Annotated in this window: 24 protein-coding genes; 3 read left to right on the top strand and 21 right to left on the bottom strand. The window is 40.6% G+C overall.

The window, feature by feature from the left end; translation table 11 throughout:
• Window positions 1-22: 22 nt before the first annotated feature.
• The 4 genes from DX933_RS08250 to DX933_RS08270 all read right to left on the bottom strand — a co-directional run bounded on the left by DX933_RS08250 (window position 23) and on the right by DX933_RS08270 (window position 2,764).
• Window positions 23-658 (bottom strand): PspA/IM30 family protein, encoded by a 636-nt coding sequence (locus DX933_RS08250; RefSeq protein ID WP_123315973.1) that lies wholly within the window; start codon window positions 656-658, stop codon window positions 23-25.
• A gap of 20 nt (window positions 659-678) precedes the next feature.
• Window positions 679-1,032 (bottom strand): lmo0954 family membrane protein, encoded by a 354-nt coding sequence (locus tag DX933_RS08255; protein WP_123315974.1) that lies wholly within the window; start codon window positions 1,030-1,032, stop codon window positions 679-681.
• Between the two features lie 114 nt (window positions 1,033-1,146).
• The gene (locus DX933_RS08260; protein ID WP_123316304.1) at window positions 1,147-1,974 is read right to left on the bottom strand and encodes an undecaprenyl-diphosphate phosphatase; all 828 of its coding nucleotides are present in this window, start codon (window positions 1,972-1,974) and stop codon (window positions 1,147-1,149) included.
• 214 nt (window positions 1,975-2,188) lie between these two features.
• Window positions 2,189-2,764 (bottom strand): DUF1836 domain-containing protein, encoded by a 576-nt coding sequence (locus DX933_RS08270; protein ID WP_123315976.1) that lies wholly within the window; start codon window positions 2,762-2,764, stop codon window positions 2,189-2,191.
• Window positions 2,765-2,897: 133 nt separating this feature from the next.
• On the opposite strand from DX933_RS08270, the gene trhA reads away from it, so the two are divergent.
• Window positions 2,898-3,545, top strand: coding sequence for a PAQR family membrane homeostasis protein TrhA (gene trhA, locus DX933_RS08275; protein ID WP_123315977.1), 648 nt, complete (start codon window positions 2,898-2,900; stop codon window positions 3,543-3,545).
• A gap of 75 nt (window positions 3,546-3,620) precedes the next feature.
• On the opposite strand, the gene DX933_RS08280 is transcribed toward trhA, so the two are convergent.
• Window positions 3,621-4,679 carry a M42 family metallopeptidase gene (locus DX933_RS08280; protein WP_123315978.1) on the bottom strand — a complete coding sequence of 353 codons (1,059 nt, stop codon included), beginning with the start codon at window positions 4,677-4,679 and terminating at the stop codon, window positions 3,621-3,623.
• A 142-nt stretch (window positions 4,680-4,821) separates the two neighbouring features.
• Between DX933_RS08280 and DX933_RS08285 the strand changes: the two genes are divergently transcribed.
• The gene (locus tag DX933_RS08285; RefSeq protein WP_123315979.1) at window positions 4,822-6,474 is read left to right on the top strand and encodes a catalase; all 1,653 of its coding nucleotides are present in this window, start codon (window positions 4,822-4,824) and stop codon (window positions 6,472-6,474) included.
• A 316-nt stretch (window positions 6,475-6,790) separates the two neighbouring features.
• On the opposite strand, the gene DX933_RS08290 is transcribed toward DX933_RS08285, so the two are convergent.
• The 4 genes from DX933_RS08290 to DX933_RS08300 form a co-directional block, all read right to left on the bottom strand.
• Window positions 6,791-9,034: a carboxypeptidase-like regulatory domain-containing protein gene (locus tag DX933_RS08290; RefSeq protein ID WP_123315980.1), complete on the bottom strand. Its 2,244-nt coding sequence runs from the start codon at window positions 9,032-9,034 to the stop codon at window positions 6,791-6,793.
• Between the two features lie 75 nt (window positions 9,035-9,109).
• The gene (locus tag DX933_RS08295; RefSeq protein WP_123315981.1) at window positions 9,110-9,349 is read right to left on the bottom strand and encodes a hypothetical protein; all 240 of its coding nucleotides are present in this window, start codon (window positions 9,347-9,349) and stop codon (window positions 9,110-9,112) included.
• Window positions 9,321-9,503 carry a sigma factor-like helix-turn-helix DNA-binding protein gene (locus DX933_RS18890; RefSeq protein ID WP_397316198.1) on the bottom strand — a complete coding sequence of 61 codons (183 nt, stop codon included), beginning with the start codon at window positions 9,501-9,503 and terminating at the stop codon, window positions 9,321-9,323. The genes DX933_RS08295 and DX933_RS18890 overlap by 29 nt, the downstream gene beginning before the upstream one ends.
• Window positions 9,469-9,879, bottom strand: coding sequence for an RNA polymerase sigma factor (locus DX933_RS08300; protein ID WP_317843090.1), 411 nt, complete (start codon window positions 9,877-9,879; stop codon window positions 9,469-9,471). The genes DX933_RS18890 and DX933_RS08300 overlap by 35 nt, the downstream gene beginning before the upstream one ends.
• A gap of 169 nt (window positions 9,880-10,048) precedes the next feature.
• On the opposite strand from DX933_RS08300, the gene DX933_RS08305 reads away from it, so the two are divergent.
• Entirely contained in the window at window positions 10,049-10,792 is a 744-nt protein-coding gene (locus DX933_RS08305; RefSeq protein WP_123315982.1) for a class I SAM-dependent methyltransferase, read from the top strand.
• 161 nt (window positions 10,793-10,953) lie between these two features.
• Here DX933_RS08305 and DX933_RS08310 read toward each other — a convergent pair whose 3' ends face one another.
• From DX933_RS08310 to DX933_RS08365, 12 genes are all read right to left on the bottom strand, one after another.
• Complete coding sequence (locus DX933_RS08310; protein ID WP_123315983.1) at window positions 10,954-11,670, bottom strand: ATP-binding protein; 717 nt, start codon at window positions 11,668-11,670, stop codon at window positions 10,954-10,956.
• 71 nt (window positions 11,671-11,741) lie between these two features.
• Complete coding sequence (locus DX933_RS08315) at window positions 11,742-12,209, bottom strand: ECF transporter S component (RefSeq protein WP_223805920.1); 468 nt, start codon at window positions 12,207-12,209, stop codon at window positions 11,742-11,744.
• 4 nt (window positions 12,210-12,213) lie between these two features.
• Window positions 12,214-12,645, bottom strand: coding sequence for a bifunctional adenosylcobinamide kinase/adenosylcobinamide-phosphate guanylyltransferase (locus DX933_RS08320; protein ID WP_123315985.1), 432 nt, complete (start codon window positions 12,643-12,645; stop codon window positions 12,214-12,216).
• On the bottom strand, window positions 12,597-13,241 hold the full coding sequence (locus DX933_RS08325) for a histidine phosphatase family protein (RefSeq protein ID WP_123315986.1): 645 nt from the start codon (window positions 13,239-13,241) through the stop codon (window positions 12,597-12,599). The genes DX933_RS08320 and DX933_RS08325 overlap by 49 nt, the downstream gene beginning before the upstream one ends.
• Window positions 13,199-13,996, bottom strand: a complete 798-nt coding sequence (gene cobS, locus DX933_RS08330) for an adenosylcobinamide-GDP ribazoletransferase (RefSeq protein ID WP_223805921.1) — start codon at window positions 13,994-13,996, stop codon at window positions 13,199-13,201. Before cobS ends, DX933_RS08325 begins: the two co-directional genes overlap by 43 nt.
• Window positions 13,993-14,832, bottom strand: a complete 840-nt coding sequence (locus DX933_RS08335) for a cobyric acid synthase (protein ID WP_123315988.1) — start codon at window positions 14,830-14,832, stop codon at window positions 13,993-13,995. Before DX933_RS08335 ends, cobS begins: the two co-directional genes overlap by 4 nt.
• Before the next feature lie 5 nt (window positions 14,833-14,837).
• Window positions 14,838-15,413: a bifunctional adenosylcobinamide kinase/adenosylcobinamide-phosphate guanylyltransferase gene (locus DX933_RS08340; protein WP_123315989.1), complete on the bottom strand. Its 576-nt coding sequence runs from the start codon at window positions 15,411-15,413 to the stop codon at window positions 14,838-14,840.
• Entirely contained in the window at window positions 15,395-16,474 is a 1,080-nt protein-coding gene (gene cobD, locus DX933_RS08345; protein WP_123315990.1) for a threonine-phosphate decarboxylase CobD, read from the bottom strand. The genes DX933_RS08340 and cobD overlap by 19 nt, the downstream gene beginning before the upstream one ends.
• A complete protein-coding gene (gene cbiB, locus DX933_RS08350) occupies window positions 16,431-17,411 on the bottom strand; it encodes an adenosylcobinamide-phosphate synthase CbiB (RefSeq protein WP_123315991.1) in 981 nt (326 codons plus the stop codon). Before cbiB ends, cobD begins: the two co-directional genes overlap by 44 nt.
• Window positions 17,408-18,874: an adenosylcobinamide amidohydrolase gene (locus DX933_RS08355; protein ID WP_123315992.1), complete on the bottom strand. Its 1,467-nt coding sequence runs from the start codon at window positions 18,872-18,874 to the stop codon at window positions 17,408-17,410. Before DX933_RS08355 ends, cbiB begins: the two co-directional genes overlap by 4 nt.
• Window position 18,875: 1 nt before the next feature.
• Window positions 18,876-19,937, bottom strand: a complete 1,062-nt coding sequence (locus tag DX933_RS08360; protein WP_123315993.1) for a FecCD family ABC transporter permease — start codon at window positions 19,935-19,937, stop codon at window positions 18,876-18,878.
• On the bottom strand, window positions 19,900-20,895 hold the full coding sequence (locus DX933_RS08365) for an ABC transporter substrate-binding protein (protein ID WP_123315994.1): 996 nt from the start codon (window positions 20,893-20,895) through the stop codon (window positions 19,900-19,902). Before DX933_RS08365 ends, DX933_RS08360 begins: the two co-directional genes overlap by 38 nt.
• Between the last annotated feature and the right edge of the window lie 74 nt (window positions 20,896-20,969).

The raw sequence follows: 20,969 nt of genomic DNA on the forward strand, positions 1-20,969 counted from the left end.
GAATATAGAGAACACATCTACGTTATTCTGCTTGACGGCTCGCTTCCATCTCTTTTTCCAGCTTAGCAATTTTGCTATCAAATGTACTTCGGTAATATGCATTATTGACACGATATTCTAATCCTTCAATATAACGTTCCATTTCCGCGAATCGTGAGAAAGGCTGTTCGGAAATTTCGTCTACCACGCGATTAATTTGATGACTTGCACGTGCAATGTTTTCTCTTCCCATCAATTCCATTCGCTTCAAATGCATGTCTTTTAGTTTACGTTTCATTTCTTCATATTTTTGCTCTAGGCGATCCAATTGTTCACCTGCTTCTTCACGAGAAGCTTTCATTCGATCTGCTCTTGCTTGATACTCTTCATATTCCTTTACTGCAAATGCATGTAATTCCGTTTCACCTGCTTTTTCCGCAATTTCCGCTTGTTTCTTCCGTTTGTCAGCTAATTCCTGTGCACGGATATATTCAGTGGTAAATTCATCTTTTAAGCGATATTGACGATCAACAAGTTTTCTTACCTTTTCTTTCTCCTGTTCGCTTTGACGTAAATATTGATTAAGTGAAGCAATTGGATTTTTATGCTCCTTTTGATCTAGCATATGATGCAAGTCTGCAGAAATACTATCCTTAATTCTTGTAAATAAATTTGCCATGTATATCTTCTCCTTTATGATTAATGATTTAATTCTGCCCATTCTCTTTCAAAGTTTGTAAATGGGTCATTGGAAGTAACTACCGTATCAGAAGGCATGTCCTTATCCTTTTTCCAGCTCTGATAGATAAGATACAGTACATAAGCAGCTGCAATACCAATTACAGCGTACATATTGGACAACACAATCGAAAGTACAAACAAACCAACAAGTACCCAGCCGATTTTTCCAGCTGTGGAATCACTGCGAACAAATTTTTTAAATACAACATACAGTAGCCAAATACCAAGCCCTAGAAATATCATTGGACCAATATTTACTAACAATAGGAGCAGTGCGACAAGACCCCCAACAAACAGCATAAATTTTTTCATTTTGCCTTGCCTCCTTTCTTAATTCCATGTTATCTCATAAACCGCGTCATCGTAACGTTCTGGAGCCATATTTTAGACTAGGACCTAAGGCGTATCCATCCCTCCGTCCACCGTTCATGAAAACAGAACCAAGTAAATAGCAAGGGCAAGAATAAGTCGATATATGGCAAAAGGTTTTAATTTCAACCGATTGATCAGCTTCAGGAAAAAACGTATCGACAATAATGCAAATCCAAAAGCGCTGAGAAAACCAACTACAAAAAATGGCATCATCTCCAGCGTAAATACATGCCAATGGTCGAGCAGCGAAATAAAACTAGCACCGGCCATAATTGGTATAGCCATAATAAACGTAAAATCTGCGGCAGAACGATGGCTCATTCCAAACATGACACCACCTGATATTGTGGCACCAGATCGTGAGAAACCCGGCCATAGTGAAAAACATTGAATACAGCCAACAAGCCATGCCTGCTTATATGTCATCTCATCCATCGATATGGCTGCTTCTTTTTTTGGTGCATAACGGTCGGCTAGAAGCATTGTAATCGAGCCAAGCACGAGTCCAATTAATACAGTCTCAACAGAAAATAGATAATCATCTATCAAATCTTTCAATAAGATACCGAGAATTCCTGCGGGCAGTAGTCCTACAAATACCTTTCCGAGTCCTAATCGTTGTCCCTTCCCCTGCTTACTTCTGCGACTCAACCCGCTTAATTCCACTAACCGTTCCTTAAATACGATCACTACTGCCAGAATGGAGCCAAGTTGAATGACGACTTTGAATGTGTTCGCTGCTTCATCTGGCATCAGCTGCTTTGATTTGAGCCACACATCATCTACGATAATCATATGTCCAGTAGATGAGACTGGGGCAAACTCAGTTAACCCTTCTACTAATCCTAAAATAATTGCCTTTAATAAAATGAGCCATTCCAACATTTTATTCGCCTCCGCATTTAACATTTTTTAGCTTGAATGTATACCAGCGTTTGTCCACATGTAATACAGTGTATTAGCTGCACCATGATGATATGTGAACATATCGGGCGGAAGCATCTATATATGTATAGTCAACAACATGCAAAAAAACGGATGAAAGCAACCTTTAAAAGTTGTTTTCATCCGTTTTGTAGGATTTTCACTGTATATGTTATGCTTCTGGTTTATTCATTTCATCAACTATTTTCTCAGCAGCACGTCGATAAAAATTACTGAGGTTTACAAATGAAGCAAGTAATAATAAATTACCTAGATATGCTTTATCTGCATCCGGAAATTTTTCCATTTCAGCAGCAGCAATATCTGCACATTTATTGGAGTTTACAGAAAACTGTTCCGCATTTTTCTCGGAAATTTGTAAAAAGCTTTCATATAACACACTAAGATCAATTGCGCCTGCTCCAGCTTTTACATTTAACGCTTGCAAGCTTTCTTTAATATCATTAATAGATAAAGTGCCTTTCATTTGATAGATAAGACTGATCATAATTAAGTGATCACGTGAGTATTTTTTATTTTGAATAGGGAAAAATAATTTTCCCTTGGCATAGTTATTGATCATTGTTTTGGTCAATATTTTTTCTTCATCATTGCGTTTTGCATCTGCAAATTTGGTTTCAAATAATTGGATGACCTGATCCATATACAGATCAATGTCAGGTATATCCTCCAAGGATAGATGGGTCTCCAAATGCATATCTTCTATTACTTTTTTTATGTTTTTCAACGGAACCCCTCGATTCTAGCTGTTTTTTCCATTATACTGATAATAAATCTGAAAGTAAATGTTGACTACATGATGAAATGCGCGTATCATATGATGTAGTATCGAAAACTACTTACGTAAAGGTGTGGATTGCATGAAAACTTATATTCGTGAACCGATTAATGGATTTACCCATTTATTCGGCGCTGTGATGGCATTTGTCGGACTGCTGGCCATGGTTATCAAGGCCTCGTCAAGTACTGGTTCGGCATTGGCTATTTTGGCAGTAATCATTTTTGGGGTAAGCATGATACTGCTTTATTCCGCATCCGCTACTTATCATATGGTAGTTGCACGGGATCACGTCATTGCCTTTTTACGACGAATTGATCATTCCATGATATTCGTCTTGATCGCTGGTACCTACACGCCATTATGTTTAATTAGTCTGAACAACACAACGGGATGGGTCTTGTTCTTCGTTGTGCAAGGACTAGCAATTGCAGGTGTAATGTACAAGCTCATTTGGTTCCATGCCCCACGTTGGTTGTCTACGGCATTGTATATTGGTATGGGCTGGATTGTCATTTTCTTTAGCTCTTCCCTGATGTCTATTATTGGCGGAGAGGGCATGCTCTTACTCGTTATCGGTGGAGTTGCCTATACAATTGGTGGATTTATCTATTGGCTAAAGCCAAAATTTATGGAATTTAAACATATGGGTTATCATGAGATTTTCCATATATTTATTTTGATTGGTAGCCTGTTTCATTTCTTATGTATTTACCTATACGTCCTTTAATAAAATGTAAACGAAAGAATGCCCACTGCAATTGCGGTAGAGCATTCTTTTTTGATCTTTGTAATGCTTATTTCCTTATCCATATGACTGCATATTGGATAATACATAATGATAAAGTAGCTGTTCGGTATTTTCTAAAGAAGATTCATGGGTTCGCTCAAAAGCATGAGATGAATCGATACCCGGTCCTACAAGCCCATGAATAATATCGTGACCCGCGCGAATTGCTGCTGATGCATCAGAACCATAATATGGATAGATATCTAATTGATAGCCAATAGCATGCTTCTCTGCTAAGCCTACAAGATGTTTACGAAGTCCATAATGATACGGACCACTCGCATCCTTCACACAGATCGAAACTGTATATTCATCTGTCGATTGGCCATCGCCCATTGCTCCCATATCAACAGCAAGATATTCAACTGTTTCTGCTGGTATATTTGAGTTTCCGCCATAACCAATTTCCTCATTATTGGATATGAGAAAATGAGTGGTATACGGCAGTTGCTTTCCTTCCGCTTTTAAGCGTTTCACCAGCTGCAATAATATGGCAACACTTGCCTTATCGTCTAAATGCCTTGATTTAATAAAACCATTCTCCGTTTGCTCTACGCGCGGATCAAAAGAAATGAAATCACCGACTTCAATTCCCAATTCCCGAATTTCTTTTGCATTGCTGACCTTTGCATCAATGCGAACCTCCATATTTTGCTGATTTCTTTCTGCAGTACCAGCATCCTTATATACATGTACAGAAGTCTGATGCATGAGGATTGTACCAGTCATTTGTTTTCCGGACGATGTATGAATGATACAGTATTCCCCTTCTACTGCCGTGTAGGGAAAACCGCCAATTAAATCGATTCTTAATCTACCATTATCCTTTACCTCTTTAACCATTGCCCCAAGTGTATCAACATGAGCTGTAAGCATGCGATGCTCGTCGCGATTCTCCCCTTCGATGGTAGCAATCAGGCCACCTTTACGATTACGGAATGTATCCACTCCCAAATGCTGAAATTCTTTTTCAACGAAACCAATTACCTGATTTGTAAAACCAGATGGACTTGGAATCGACACCAACTGTTCAATTAGCTTCATTGTTTCCACTGTATTTGGATAAGCCGTCATATGTATTACCCCTCTCTTTGATATACATAGTTTACCGTTTATACCCCTATCCTAGCAAACGATAAAACCAAATAATCTGAACGGTATAAATTCAGTTAGACGATGCAAGATATAGAATACATCAGTTGAAGGAGGTATTAGCTTGTCAAAGGAAAAAGATACTTACACTACCAATGAAACAAATGAGGTAGAACGTGAGACATTAACAACAAGACAAGGTCATCCCGTCAAAGACAATCAAAATATCCGTACCATAGGCAATCGTGGTCCAGCTACACTTGAGAATTACCATTTCATTGAAAAAATTACGCATTTTGATCGTGAGGAAGTACCAGAGCGTGTCGTGCATGCACGTGGTGCAGGTGCATTCGGTTATTTTGAAACGTATGGAAAGGTCGGTGATGAACCGGCCGAAAAATATACCCGCGCAAAGGTTTTTTCTGGTGCCGGGAAAAGAACACCGCTTATGGTACGTTTTTCTACCGTCGCTGGTTCCAAGGACTCTCCTGAAACAGCGCGTGATCCACGCGGTTTCGCAGTGAAAATGTATACAGAAGATGGTAATTGGGATTTGGTTGGAAATAACCTTAAAATATTTTTTATCCGTGATGCCATGAAATTTCCCGATATGATTCATGCGTTTAAGCCCGATCCCGTATCAAATATCCCACACCCACAGCGTATGTTTGATTTTGTCTCTCGCACACCGGAAGCAATCCATATGATTACATTTTTATTCTCACCTTGGGGGATCCCGGCTACATATCGCCATATGCAAGGGTCTGGTGTGAACACGTACAAATGGGTCAATGATAAAGGGGAAGCTGTACTTGTGAAGTATCATTGGGAACCAAAGGAAGGCATTCGTAACCTTACCCAGGAAGAAGCAAATGCCATTCAAGCAAAAAACGTAAGCCATGCGACCCAGGATTTATATGAAGCGATTGAGCGTGGAGATTTTCCAGAGTGGGAATTATTTGTACAAATCATGGAGGATGATTATCATTCAGAGCTTGATTTTGACCCGCTCGATGATACCAAGTTATGGCCAGAGGAGAAATTTCCGTGGTTGCCGGTTGGGCGAATGGTACTTGATCGTAATCCCGTTGATTTCCATGCAGAAATAGAACAAGCTGCTTTCGGTACTGGAGTGCTGGTCGATGGAATGGACTTTTCAGATGATAAAATGCTGCAGGGGCGTACTTTTTCATATTCCGATACACAGCGCTATCGTATTGGTGCCAACTATCTGAATCTGCCAATGAATGCGCCCGTTGTTCCCGTTCATACCAATCAGCAACGGGGACAAATGGATACACGAGATCTAAATAAAACAGGTATCGACCCCCATATCAATTATGAACCGTCCTTAATCGGAGGATACGAAGAGGCAGAAAAACATGGACAAACTCCACATGAGCCCAGTTATGATGACGTGGTTATGAGTGCACCGATTGATCGGCCAAATAACTATGGGCAAGCTGGACATACGTATCGTAGCTTTGAGGATTGGGAACGTGATGAATTAATCGATAATCTTGCCGATGCACTCGCTGTTTGTGATCCGCGTATTCAGCAAGTTATGATTGCGCATTTTACAAAAGCAGATGAAGATTATGGTAAACGGGTTCAGGAAGCGATGCAAGAGAAAATAAAAGAATTGGAAAAGGATACTTCGACACAACCCCTTCCAGGTCGGGAATCTGGAAAAACAAAATATGGTCAAGGTTCGATTGCTGCCAATGAGGCTGCAAAAGATGCTGTCGATAAGAGTCAAGAAGCAGACCCTTATTAAAAGCGACGCATAAATCTGCACAGAGGTTAAGTAGAACCATGTGAGACTTTACAAGTATATTACACCTATTCCTTTTCATTTAATTTGATTAGCTTCGTCGCTCCATAAATCTACTCTGCGTTCCACAAGCCGACCTCAATCAACAAAGAAATCCACTTTCTTTGTCGTTTTCGGACACGGCTAGTCCCGCAGGAGTCTCCGTAGATTTATTCCGCTTTATTTAATTTAGATACATTTTTGGTCATGTTTACCTGTTCGTGGTAAACATGACCATTGTTTCAAGATCAGAGACTAGTTTTATCCCAGACTTGTTTGATTAATCCACTTGCTGCAATGCTTGAATGAAGGATTTGATGGCTGTACTTTTCGTTTTCTGAAGCCATTCTTCCAACCGTTCAGATTGATCTTGGAAAAACCAATCAAGCACCTGAATCAATTCATTTTTCTGGTTCTCGTCATCCTTCATAGACTGCTCCATATCCTTGATCAGTTTAGGCCAATCATGCTTATCCTCACCATAAGGTCGTTCTGGATATGCATTGGCAAGTCGATTCAACGTTTCAAAATCATCCTGTTCGTGTAATCTGACCGCTAACAAAGCACCAATAAACCGACCACTTTTATCGCGTTGGACAGATTGCTTCAATATCTCTGTCGCGTCATCTAACCTTCCCTGACGCATCTTCATCATGCCATGCACCCCAAGCTCATAGCCATCAGTCGAGAATGAATCAGATGCTTGCCAAAATTCTCCAAACCATTTTTCACTTTCCCGCCAATTTCGTTTTTCACTATAATATACTGCTAGTCGGAACATATACTCCGGTGCAGGCGACTTTTCTGCGAGCTCCAATACATAAGGTAGTACCCTTTCATCCTCTGCTTTGCCGGATTGTCTTGGTTCAAGTCCAATTAATCGATCCAACATTCGTAAACTATGAACATCATTTTCATCAGCTGCATAGCTTTCTTTGTATGCTGTAATCGCCTGATCTACTTTATGATCCAGTAATAATCGATCAGCTGCTGTCAAAGTTCTTTCCTGCAAGTAAAATAGTGGTACATTACCTATGGTCGATTCATGAAGCCGATAACCGGCGCTACTCGTAATTAACTCCCCTTCTGCTGTATAGGCCGCAACTGACCAAGAAATCTGATTTTCCGGATTTGATAATGCTAAAATCGTCAATGGATCTACCTGGTTCGGCGGATCATCTGTAAACATGACACCGACCCGGTGATTATAGAGATCCTCTACTTTTAATTGAACATGATTCGTTGGAAATGATTTTTGCAGTATAGTAGTCAAATATCCCCCTTTTTCTCCTTCTAATCTAATACTTAGTTGATAATAATCCGCTTCATCAACTGGTTCCCACTCAAATTCAATTTTGTTTGCTGTTATTTTTTGTTTATTTGCCGGTTTTTCAATTTGGATGAGTTCATGTAAAGTAATATCATATTCTTCAGATTCACCTGCTTCCATATCAATCCAATCATTCATATCAACCGGCCACATATATCCATCAATCTGGTCATACGTAAATCCAGCCATTATTTGGTAATTACCAGGTCTGACATTTTTAATTTCATAATTTCCATTTTCATCTGTCGTCGTATAATAGGGCTCCATAAAAGAAACACTTTGCTGAATATGATTCTCATCCCGCAAAAATATCCCAGCGTGACGAACTGGCTCCCCATTGCTTCGAATTACTTTTCCAGATAAGCTGGATGGGGATTGATTCTGCTTTGCTTTATCCATATGCGCAAGGAAGTATTCTAATTCTTCCCCTATAAATGAAATTTCCTGTTCATCGAATGCAAGATCAGGTGCTGCTTTTTTTTCATGTTCAAGTAGCTCACGATAATCTGCCAAAGCCTGTTCTGCAATCTGGCTTGCCTGTTGTTTATCTCCCTGTTGTAAACAAATTTTTGCCTTCACGTATTGAGCCTCTACTATCATATATCCCCACTCAGGACCCTGTTTATCTATGATTTCATCGGCATATCGATCTGCTTCCTCCAAGTAACCTGCTTGGAGGAGCAGTTGCAAGCGTTCGGAAAATATTTCATTCACCACATATCCATCTTTATCCATTCGTTGCACCACTTGGTCTAACATGCGATTTCCCTTGCTGACATTATTTTCAGCAAGATAAATCTCATACAGCGCCATTGCTGCAGTATTCAATGTAGGATCAGCTGGACCATTTTCCACATAGTCCTCCAAATAAGGTTTCCTCTCCGCGTTGTTAAACCGGACGAATAATTCTTTCTTTGTTTGACTAAACGATGGGCTGACGTATACATCGTAGCCTTCTACCATAGAATTAGAAATCATATAACTGCGGATGAGATCCCATTTTTGAGATGGTAGGATGGGATCATCCAGCTTGCTCAAAATTGCTTGTTTACCAGCTTCTCCACCTTTAGCGGCTAATTTCTTCACCTGAGATAATTCGTATTGAGGAACAACTAGATAATGAAAAAGTGGAAGGAGACATGCAAGGGTGAAGACAATATAAACCAGATGTTTTACTTTAAATTTAATCGTCATCTAACTTAACCACCTTTTCTAATTCGCCCTTCCAATACGTGCTTCCTCCTATTTTAATCTGTTGGCGATTATCGTTCATAACAAGATCTGTTTGCAAACTTCGGATACCACCAATTCCAAGAAAAGAGTAAACGCCAGTAGAATGACACCCGCAGTACTTCCGCTAATTTCCACTTCCTTATTCCATAGTGCGTATATTCTTTGCCTCCACGTCGTTGGATGAATACGCGCATGTACCTTATCAGCACTTGTGAAAGTTATATTTTGAAGTTCCTGATCTAATTGATCACGAATATTTTGTCTGCTGTTCACCATCGATTCGCTCCTCCCTTTCCAACATAATGCGTAATTGACGACGGCCTCTCACTAATCTTGATTTGATCGTATTTTCATTCTCGTTCACATGTCTGGCAATTTCCGTTATTTTCAATTCGTTATAAGTATAGAATAATAGCCTCGCGATAAACATACTCCAATTGCTGTATTGCCTGACTTAATTGCTGATTTCCAAATTCTTGTAATAGCTGTTCTTCAGGATTTCCCATCTTATCGATTTCCTGCTTCCAATCATCGGTCTGGTGTCTTAGAAAGATGTGTTTCCAGCTCCATTTTCGCATTTTCGAACGGCATTGATTCAGTACAATCGATGTGAGCCAGCTCTTTAACTTCGTTTCATCGTGGAGCTGTGATATTTTATCGCAAGCAATGATAAACGTATCCTGTACCAGCTCCTCCGCAAGCTGGTGATCTTTAACAAGCAAAAAAGCAGTGCGCATTAAATAATTCCCATATACATCCATAAGCTGTTGAAGTGCTTGCTCTTCTTTTCGTATTAAGCGATTCACTAACTGCAACGCTGACTCGCCTCCCCCTTGTACTTATGTAGACGTCAGTGCCCACTAAAAAGTTGCAAAAATAAAAATGAATTATATTTCATACATTTTATCAGTATATAATAGATTCATCATACGTTTTCGATAGAGTATGTAAAGGCAAAGAAGGGTAGGAAATAAGATGATTCCATTGGTATATGATCAGGTAAATCGCTGGGGAAAAGATGACGCATTTTTTATTGCATTGTTGAAAAAAACCGGTGTAAAAAACATTGCGGATTTAGGATGTGGAACGGGAAGATTAACAACTCATTTTGCTAAAGAAGGACTTCATATTACTGCGATTGATCCACATGAAGCAGCGATTGCAACTGCTAAAAGGAAAAAGATTTCCAACTGTGGTAAGATCACATGGATTATAGGGGATAGTTCCAAGCTACATGCCAATTCCTATGATGCAGTTATCATGACGGCAAATGTTGCCCAAGTGTTTTTAACAAACGATAGTTGGCAACAGGTTATTGCAGATGTTTATCACGCTTTAAAACCGGGCGGGCATTTTATTTTCGACACAAGAAATCCGCAGGCAAAAATCTGGGAACAATGGGAAAAGGATGTCACACCAGACGAAGCGGTCAATCAAGAGAATGGCGATCCGTTAGAAATATGGACATCCTATGAAGGCTTTCAAAATCAAATCTATACTTTTTATGAAACTGTAAAGCTGGCACAATCAGGTAAAGTAATCATGAAAGAAAAAATACAATTAAAATTCCGTACGTATGAGGAAATACATTCATCATTACGTAAAGCAGGATTCTCACAAATACATGTATATGGGGATTGGGAGTTTCAAGAACCAACTGCGGAAACCAAATCGTTTATTTTCCATGCTGAAAAACGAAAGACTCATCACGCCCAATAAAGTGAAACTTCAATCAGTGGGGGTTTTGCACTTCCCCCACCGATTGTTAGTTGAACCAATCAGGCCTTTACTGGCTGTTGCCCCCCACTTACAATACTTGTTCTCAACAAAAATTCTTGACGATATTTTTTCCTAATAAACAGTCGAAATAGATGTCATACTTATTCATTCCAATCATATAACCATTTCCCAGCCTGCTTAACGATGGAATGATGAAATGATGCTTTATAAATCACAATAATACAAGTGGCAGGTCCCGCTGAATCATGTAGCGAAGCTTGGTTGGCAAATGGGTTGGTATATTCCGGCATTATTTTCTTCCATGCGTCTGCGATTCCTTTGGAGCCAACCGGCTTTAGAGCGATAACTTCCGGTTGTTGTGAAAACCACCGAAATAATGGCAGAGGCGCAACATCAACATTCTGTTCAACGACAGCCTGACCAACGAGTGGTTTCCCAATTACGGCTGCCCGATAGTTGTTCAAGCTTCGTTCTGCTTCTTTCGTTTTTTCCCGTTTGCCAAGCACGCTAATACCTGTTGCAGATTGCTTTAAATTGAAATTGGTTTCTGAACTTCCTGTTATTTGAAGGGACTCCATCTCCAATTCCTTCCTTCCGTATTCAATTCCTGCAATCAATGAATCCCAAGCAGCATCTCCATTAAAATTCTGTATGACAACTGCGAATGGCTGTCCACCTGCTGCCACACATTCCATATAAGCAACACGGAAAGCGTAATAAGCAACACGTTCATATGATATATGTATTTCATCTTCTGATTTCATACCAATTGCACCACTGTTATCAGCAGCAATGATTAATTCTACTCCTTGCTCCATTGTGATGGATTGTATGTCATGCTTTGGAAATATCTTCATGTTGCATCCCCCGGATTAAAATCATTGGCTTCACCATAATAGTGACAGCCTTCTGAATATATATTTATTGCTTAAAAAAAAGGTTTTAACTTAGATATTATAAGTAGCGCCAAGATGGTATTTATTAATGCAGCAAGTAACAACATCGGTGCAATGGCGATATAAAATGAAAAGCTGATGATAAATGCAAATGGTAAAGCAGCAAGCAATCCGTTGCCAAGCACGAAAAGAATAGAAGCCAATATCTGACGTCCTGATTGGTATAGAAGACCAAACAGCAGCACAAGCAGCGCCATTTCTACAGCAATCATTAGATGTAATGGTCCAAGAGGAAGCCCACCTAATTGTGCGGAAATCACGTGACCAAGACCACCTACAAGTGCGCCTGACTTGTTTCCAATAACAGTGACTGCGATTAATGCTGGAAAAATATCCAATGCGATACTACCTACTGCAGATGGTAGTTTTATGAAACCACCGACTGCTGATAACGCGATGAATAATGCAATAATCGTTAATTTTTTGGTATTCACAGCCATCCTCCTATTTGATTTTCCTTGCAATACCATACCAGATTATTTCTACTCGCTCGGCAGCTTTTGCAAGATCCTGATAGAACCATCCCGTCGCATCCCGCCACTTTCGTTCCAAAGGATCCATCGGTACAATTCCTTTTGAAATATCTGAGCCTATAATGATTAAACGACATTGATTTGTTTTCTCCCATGCCAACCAGGACTGAATGACTTCTTTAGCATAATTTCTAAATACATCTGCTTCCATATTCTTCACTGCAGTATATACCCATTCCTCCACATGATCCAGCACCATGATATCACCAATCGCTATGTTACTTGGGGGTTTCTCACCTTGATAGACGGAGATCCAATTGGATGGTTGTTCTCGTTCAATCTGATAGGTTGCTTTTACCCAAGCTCCTTTTCCCTGATGGGAACCTCCTGATATGAAGTGCATGTTCTTCTCCTCCTCCAATCGGCTGTGTTCCACACCAACCGATGTCCTTTATGCATGGACACATCCCAATCGTAAAAGCTGTGATGAGAAGCTACCATTTCACTTAATAAATAACGAATTACCCCACCATGGGTTATAATTCCTACTTCTTTTACGTCATGCTGTTCCATCTTGCGACATATACTGTTAAATGCTGTGGATATCCGTCCGGCAAATTGCTCCCACTTTTCTCCTAAAGGTGGCCCACCGGTAAAAGGATCGTTTAACCATGCTTGATAGGCAGGGTCATGCTGTAAATCCAGGTAGGTCTTGCCATCCCATGCTCCAAAATGCAGTTCACGAAGCCCCTGCATAGAGGTTAACGGTAGCTGTGGAAATAGAATTGCAGCCGTCTCCATACAGCGTGTTAAATCACTGGTGTATACCAGCTCCGTTTGAGAAAAATATGCTTCCAACCGTAACGATTTCCTCCATTTACTTGTTGCTTCTCTACCTGTATCACTTAATGGAGGGTTGGACCAGCCAATATAGGCTTTGCGCTCATTTTCTGCTGTCAAACCATGACGATATAATGTAATCCCCATAATATCACCCAATATATTACCTCCATTCCCTCTGTAGCTGCTCCAAGTACATCTCCCGTAATTCCACCGAACCAAGTTTCTGTCTTTTGCTTTAGAAATAGATACAATATTGCTAGTAAAAGTAACATACCTGATGCAAGCCACATAAGTTCAGGTTTCCACATCCATAAGATGCTAATTAAAATAAGCAAATATAAGCAATAAAAATAAATAACATGTTTTCCAGTGGCTTGTTTAAACATACTGGCAAGCCCTTCCTGCTTAGCAGTCACCATTCCAGTGAGCATCAATCCCATGAGCATGCGTGTATAAAACGGTATGAGCACGATAGCTGCAATAAAATAAATATCTACACCACGGTGCAATAAAATTTCATAGATAACCAGCCATTTACAGGCTAATAGAAGAATGACACCAATGACACCAAATGCACCTGCACGTGGATCTGACATAATGGCTAATCGTTTTTCCCGGTCACGATAGGAGAAGAAACCATCACAGCAATCTAACCAACCATCCAAATGAATACCACCTGTCAAAAAGATGGTCAAAATAACGATGATGAATGCGACCGCAAGTGGAGAAACAGGAGTAAGCTGTAATAAAAGTACTGCTGAAGCGATCATCGTTCCAAGCATCAGACCTAATAATGGAAAGGAGCGAATCGCCCAGCGGAAATGCCCCGCTGACATCGGAATTTCTTTCTTGATTGGAATTGTTGTAAAGAACTGTAAATTAATCAGTAGCCCATTCCAAAAGCCTTTCACGATTCACACCACCGCTCCATCATCCGTTCTATTTGTTCGACATCCATATGTTTGGAAATTTGATAAGCCAAATCATCATACCTATCCTGCTCTTCGGAATTTGACTGACACCCCTTATCGTCAGATAAACTATCCTCCGGAGGTATTGTATGGTTGATATGAGGCACCACTCCGATAACTGGAATACCTGTTCTTTGCTCTATCCATGCCACCCCATCAGCAAAAAGACATGCCTCCCCGCGGAACTTATTAATGATAATACCTTGGACACGTGCAAGTTCATCTGGGGTCAACAATTCCAATGTGCCAATAATGCTAGCAAACACACCACCACGATCAATATCAGCAACAAGCAGCACCGGAACATCTGCCATTTCAGCAACCTTCATATTGACAAGCTCTCGATCCTTTAAATTGATTTCTACTGGACTGCCTGCCCCTTCAAGAATCAATACTTCCGCCTGCTTTTCAGCTGTTTCCAACGCCTGCTTCACAGCCGATAATCCGATTTCATAATACCTTTCCCGATAAGCAGAACCAGATACTGCATCAACGGATTGACCAAAAAGTATGATTTCAGAAGCTGTATCAGAAGTTGGCTTTAACATAATAGGATTCATCCAGGCAGCTGGTAATATGCGAGCTGCTTCCGCTTGGATGGCTTGTGCATTGGAAATTTTACTACCATTCGGTAATGTATAGGTATACGAGGACATATTTTGGGATTTAAATGGGGCAACCAAATAGCCTTTATCTGAAAGCAAACGGCATAATGCGGTAACGATTAAACTTTTTCCTGCATCGGAAGACGTTCCTTGTACCATAATTCCTCGCATGAACTTCACCCCTTCATCTCAATTGGAATACCTGCTTCAACTAAATATGCTTGATTGGATTGTTGAACAATTTGCTGATGGATATAGCCAATCAGTCGTTCATATATGGCTGTTGGTGCCTCAGCCCTCATTGCACCATGCAGCACCTCATTCGAAACAACGATAACAGCACTCGCTTTTTCTCGGAGCCGCGTAATCCCCTCGATAATAGTCGCCTGTACTTCTACATGAAATGCTGGGTCAGCCCATTTCCCACTGGCAAATCCGGATTGAAATAGAGTATTCGATAATAAAATGGTGACACAGTCCAATAGTACGACACTACCTGGCTCGATTTTTTCTACACATGTTTGAATGTGAGTTGGACATTCTAGTGTCGCCCACTGATAACCACTTTGTAGACGATCTGTTTTATGCCACTTTATGCGCGATTCCATTTCTTCATCCGACCCACGCGCTGTGGCAATATAAAAAAGCGCTGCCTCATGACTTTTGGCAAGCTCGATTGAGTGCGCCTCGGCAAAGCTGCTTTTACCACTTCTAGCACCACCAGTAATAAAAATTAATTTTCCTGTTTCCATCGTTGCAGCGCCTCCAGTAGAACATCATTATCTGCTGTGTCTCGAATAGCAAATCGCAGCCATCGACCAGCAAGCCCTTTATAATTGTATGTATGTCTCGGTACAATTCCTTGTTTAAGCAAGTGGACGTAGAGCGGATACTGATCATCCAGCTGTGTGTCCTGTAATAAATAATAATTTACATGACTTTTCGATATTCGATAGCCATACGATGTTAGTTTTTCCAGCATACGATTTCTTTCAATGGTACATTCCATTCTCGTCTGTGCGGCAAAATCTGTTGCCCGCAAACATTGCAGACCACTAAGTAGTGCAATGGCATTTACACTCCAATGTGACTGACGTTTTTTCAAATGCTGGATCATCCTCGGTGATGCGAGTAAATAACCAAGCCGTAATCCAGCAATGGCATACATCTTGGTTAACGAACGCAATACAACAAGATGATCTTGCCCCGGAAGCTGAGAAGCCATTGTAAACGGTCTGTCCATAAAATCATAAAAAGCCTCATCAACTATAAGTAAGCAGTTATGCTGTGAACAGGCGGACAATAATGCTACCAAGCTTTGTTCGCTGCTTATGACGCCTGTTGGATTATTCGGATGGCAGAAAAATATCGCATCATGGGTAGCTAACAAAGGTTCTAAATCTGATAGTTCAAGCTGCCATTCATTTACACCTTCCAATACAAAATGGGTAATTTCGCAATCAAAGGCTCGACACATCCGTTCATATTCAGAAAAAGTCGGCTGTATGAGCAGTACCCGTTTTCCTTGCAAGCTACTGGCAAGCAATTGAATCAATTCAGCCGCTCCATTACCTAGCATTATCTGTGATGTTGACAGCCCTTCTTGAAGGGAAATATCTTCTATTAGCTCACGACCTTCTGGATCTGGATAATCATTTACTGCTGGCAGCCAGTCTGTCCAGCACTCCAATATTGAGGCGGGTGGCCCCGCTGGATTTACATTCATGCTAAAATCAAGCAGGTCTTCCGGCTGTTTGATAGCCATGGCCTTATAAACATAATCCGGATTGGCACCATGTTGTGGCAGCTTCATAAAGTAGTCCCCCAATCATAAGCAACAATATGAATAAATAGATTGTTTTTTTCATCCATATGATGACTTGTCCAATATGTAATCGAGTTAAAACCTGATGTTGGTCACCCATCGTTGGTGCAATAGACTGCTTCCCTTGATAATAGTTAATACCACCCAATTGAATGCCAAGCATCGCAGCTGCGGCAGCCTCTCCCCAACCACTATTTGGACTGTTATGCTTTTTAGCGTCACGACGTAATACCGCCCATGCTGTTTTCCGGTTACCATACTTTGGCCGCCCGGCAAACATACTTACAAATCCAGTCAAACGAGCGGGAATCCAATTTACTACATCATCCAAACGCGCGGATGCCCAGCCGAATGCTTCGTATTTTTCATTTCGATAACCAACCATGGAATCACAAGTATTGATTGCTCTGTACATCATTGCTAATGGAGCTCCGCCTATCCATGCCCAAAACAATGGCGCTGTAATTCCATCTGTTGTATTTTCCGCTACTGTTTCAACGGTTGCACGTACAATTTCAGATTCATCTAATGCGGCTGTATCCCTACCAACTATATACTGCAGCTTTTCTCTAGCATCTATCATATCATGCTTTTCCAAAGCGGCATCCACGACAAGTGCTGCATCCTTCAAGCTCTTCTGAGCAATCGTTGTAGCAATGATGATGCCTTCCACTGCAATACCAACAATAGGATGGATCTGATAGCATCCCCACACGAGTAACCCGACTATTAGGCCTACAATGATAAGCAAAATCAATACCATGAATACACCATTTAGCCGCTTATATTTACCACGATTCAGCCATTTATCAAGCCTGGATATGAGCGAGCCCATCCAGCGAACCGGATGTGGCCAATTCAATGGATCACCTATGATTCGGTCCAGCACATAAGCAAAAGCGATCGCAATTACATGATGGATCATTCCCGATTCCGCCTTTCGAAATTGGACTTAAGCGCTTGTTTGGTGCATTCGTAAACAGTATTCCCGATTAGCTGTCCCAACGGAGCAATTGGTCCACCATATGTAAGCTTTTCCCCTTGTTGTGAAGCTGCAATTAAAATACTGTCTGTGGAAGTGCCAGTTGCGAAGGTTCCAGTCAGCTTATCCATCACATGTAATTCCCTTAATGCCTTTGTCTTTGCTTCTGTTGCAGTAACCATTCCTTGAATATACGCTTCATCAGTCACATTACCATTTATAAAAATCCAAGTATTAATGGTACCTGGCTTCATATTTTCGACATGTTTAGAACCATATGCTGCATCGACAGCATTTCCAACGCCGGCAGTCACGACAACAAACAATGAAAATCCTTCTCCTTGCCGCGAAAGATACGCAACCGTATCCAATGGAACAGCAGTCATCATCCCAACGGTAGCATTTGGGTCGAATCCATTTTGCCGTAAATAATGCTCCATGTCTCCCTTATGATCTATTTCCTGATAGTTTTTATCCACATAACGATTGACAAACGTATCAAACCAGCCCATCCCCGAACCCGTCACCGCCGATGAAAAGCTCTTCAAAGGTATAGGTACATGCATCACAATATGTTTTTTCGATTGCTTCAACATGGATTCATCGATATTACATGCTTTCATGTTACTTTGTTCCGGTACGAGCATCATTTGTGGTTTTGGAACCCGAGGATGCGGGTATTTTTCAATTTCTGTATGATATACCTGTTGAATTTTATCCGCCTTTAACACTTCGTCAGGTTGTCCATAGCCACTCATTTTGCCTTGATTTAGCAATAGAAGCTTATCACAATAAAGTCCAGCCAAATTCAAATCATGAAAAATAGAAATAACCGTTAATTGTTTTTTCTCCGTCCAGTCCTTTAATAAATCCAGCAGTTCTTTCTGATAAGCTAAATCCAGATGGTTGGTTGGCTCATCCAAAATCATAATTTCAGGCGTTTGAGCAAGTGCCTGTGCTAGAAAAACGCGTTGCTTTTCTCCACCAGACAACTCATCTAATGGACTATCCGCATATTGTGTTACCCCTGTTTGCTCCATCACCTCAGCAATAATATGACCATCCTCATCAGATAAGGTCTGAAACAATCCTTTTTTAAATGCATACCTGCCAAGTGAAACAGTTTCTTTTACAGTAAAGCTAAAAGCATGTGAAGTCAGCTGTGGTAAAACAGCTAATTTTCTCGCTAATTCTCTCGATTGATATGCAGTTATTGATTTCCCAGCTACCTGAATTTCTCCTGCTTGCAGGGGTAAAATACCACTAATCATTTTGACAAGCGTTGTTTTCCCACTACCATTTGGACCAATAATACCAAAAAAAGAGCCTCTATCAATGTGAAGAGAAATATCACGAAGAATTGGCTCTTGGGAATAACCACCGGAAACCTGTTCAATATCTATCATCCTAGCTCCTCCCCTTCTTCCGCTGGCGCATAAGAATAATTGCAAAAATCGGTGCCCCAATTAAAGCAGTAATAACCCCTATTGGTAATTCAGATGGCGCGATAATCGTCCTTGAAACAAGGTCGGCAATAATTAAAAATGCTGCTCCAGTAATAACGGATAATGGGAGCAAATGGCGATGATCGGGTCCGATTAATATGCGAATAAAATGCGGAATGACAAGTCCAACAAAACCAATCGTACCGGAAACTGCGACCGCAGCACCTGTTAAAATGGCACCCGCAAGCATGATGTTCATTTTTTTTCGTTGTACATTAACACCTAAATGCTTTGCTTGTTCCTCACCAAATGCCATTGCGTTTAACTCATTGGCGTGCATATATAAAACGATAGATCCTATCACTAAAAACGGTAAAATAATCCAAACATACTCCCAGCCGCGCATCGACACGCTGCCAAGCAACCAGCCAATAATTTGTCTCAGTTCTTCACCTGTTAGTGCAATCATTAAAGATATGGTGGCACCCAAAAAAGAACTAAATATAATTCCAGTTAATATAATCGTCTCCACTCGCATGGTACGATCAATTTTTCGTGCAAAAAATAAGACGATAAAAATAGTAAGAATAGCAAATACAATACTCACCAATGGCAAGGTAAAAATGCCGATGCCTGGAATCGTTATATGAAAAAAAATCGTCATGACAGCACCAACACTGGCACCTGACGATACACCAAGTGTATATGGATCAGCTAGCGGATTTCGCAGCAGTCCTTGAAATGCTGCCCCTGCAATCGCTAACGATGCCCCTACTAATCCGGAGAGCACCACACGCGGCAACCGAATACGCATCACAATATTTTCAAGCGTTGGATCGATTGATTCAGGCACAGGGGCCTGAATCAATCCGTAAAACAGCATTCTTGCGGTGTCCCAAATTGGTATATGAACGGTTCCAATTGAAACACCAAGTAATACTGCTCCAACGAGCGCCATGCTCATCGCTGCGTAGGCTATTGCTTGCTTAGTTTTCAAATACTTCTGGGTAAATAGCTTTTGCAAGTTCCTCTGCTCCTTCAACCAAACGCGGTCCTGGTCGACTAACAATATCTTCATTTATTTCAAATACTTGCTTGTCCTTAATCGCTTGTACATCTTCCCAGCCTGCACGTGCTAATACTGCATCTTCAGCATCTTCCATGTAGTTATAAGCTACAATAACGACATCTGGATTGTAAGAAAGAATGGCCTCTTCATTTAACTTAATCCAACCCTCTTCTTCTCCAGCAACATTTTTCGCATGGATAACATTCAGTAATTCGTCCATAAAAGTATTCTTACCAGTTGTGTAAATTTCCGGTTCTGGTGATACTTCTACAAATACATTTTTCTCATCATCTTTTTCAATTTTTTTCGCTTTCTCTTGCAACGCTGCTAAATCTGATTTCATTCCATCAATCATTTCTGTTGCCTTATCCGTTGTTCCCGTTCCCTTACCAATCATTTCAATTACTTCATACACGTCGTCAAAATTATTCGCTTCTCCTGCAACCAATACGGGGATTCCAGCATCTCGAATTTGCTGCAAACCATCCGGATCATTCATCAAGTCCGCCAATACGAGCTCTGGTTCCAAGGAAATAATTTTTTCAATATTTAATTCCATTCCACCCACTTTTTCCTTATCGGCAACTTCCTCAGGGTAGTTATCATTATCAGATACGCCAATAATTTGCTCCCCTAAATCTAGTGCAAATGCAATCTCTGTTGCGCTTGGAATAATGGAAACAATTTTTTCAGGCTTTGCTTTAATCGTTACTTTTTCTCCTGTTCCATCAACTATCTCAACTGGAAAAGCCGCCTCATCAGAAGCTGCATCTTCCCCTTCTGTTTCTTCTGTCTGTGGATCAGAACTATTGTCCTGTGCTTGATCTTTATTCGTATCATCATTACTTGCACAGCCTGTCATAAGCAGAATCGCTGTCATTAAAATGAGTAAAAAAGAATATAACTTTTTCATATTTATCCTCCAATAATATGTAATATAAATAAGAAAGCCAATTACGACTTGCAATAAAAAACACCTCTACAATT

The sequence above is a fragment of the Ornithinibacillus gellani genome (genome assembly GCF_003730295.1).
In the GTDB taxonomy this organism is placed as follows: domain Bacteria; phylum Bacillota; class Bacilli; order Bacillales; family Amphibacillaceae; genus Ornithinibacillus_A; species Ornithinibacillus_A gellani.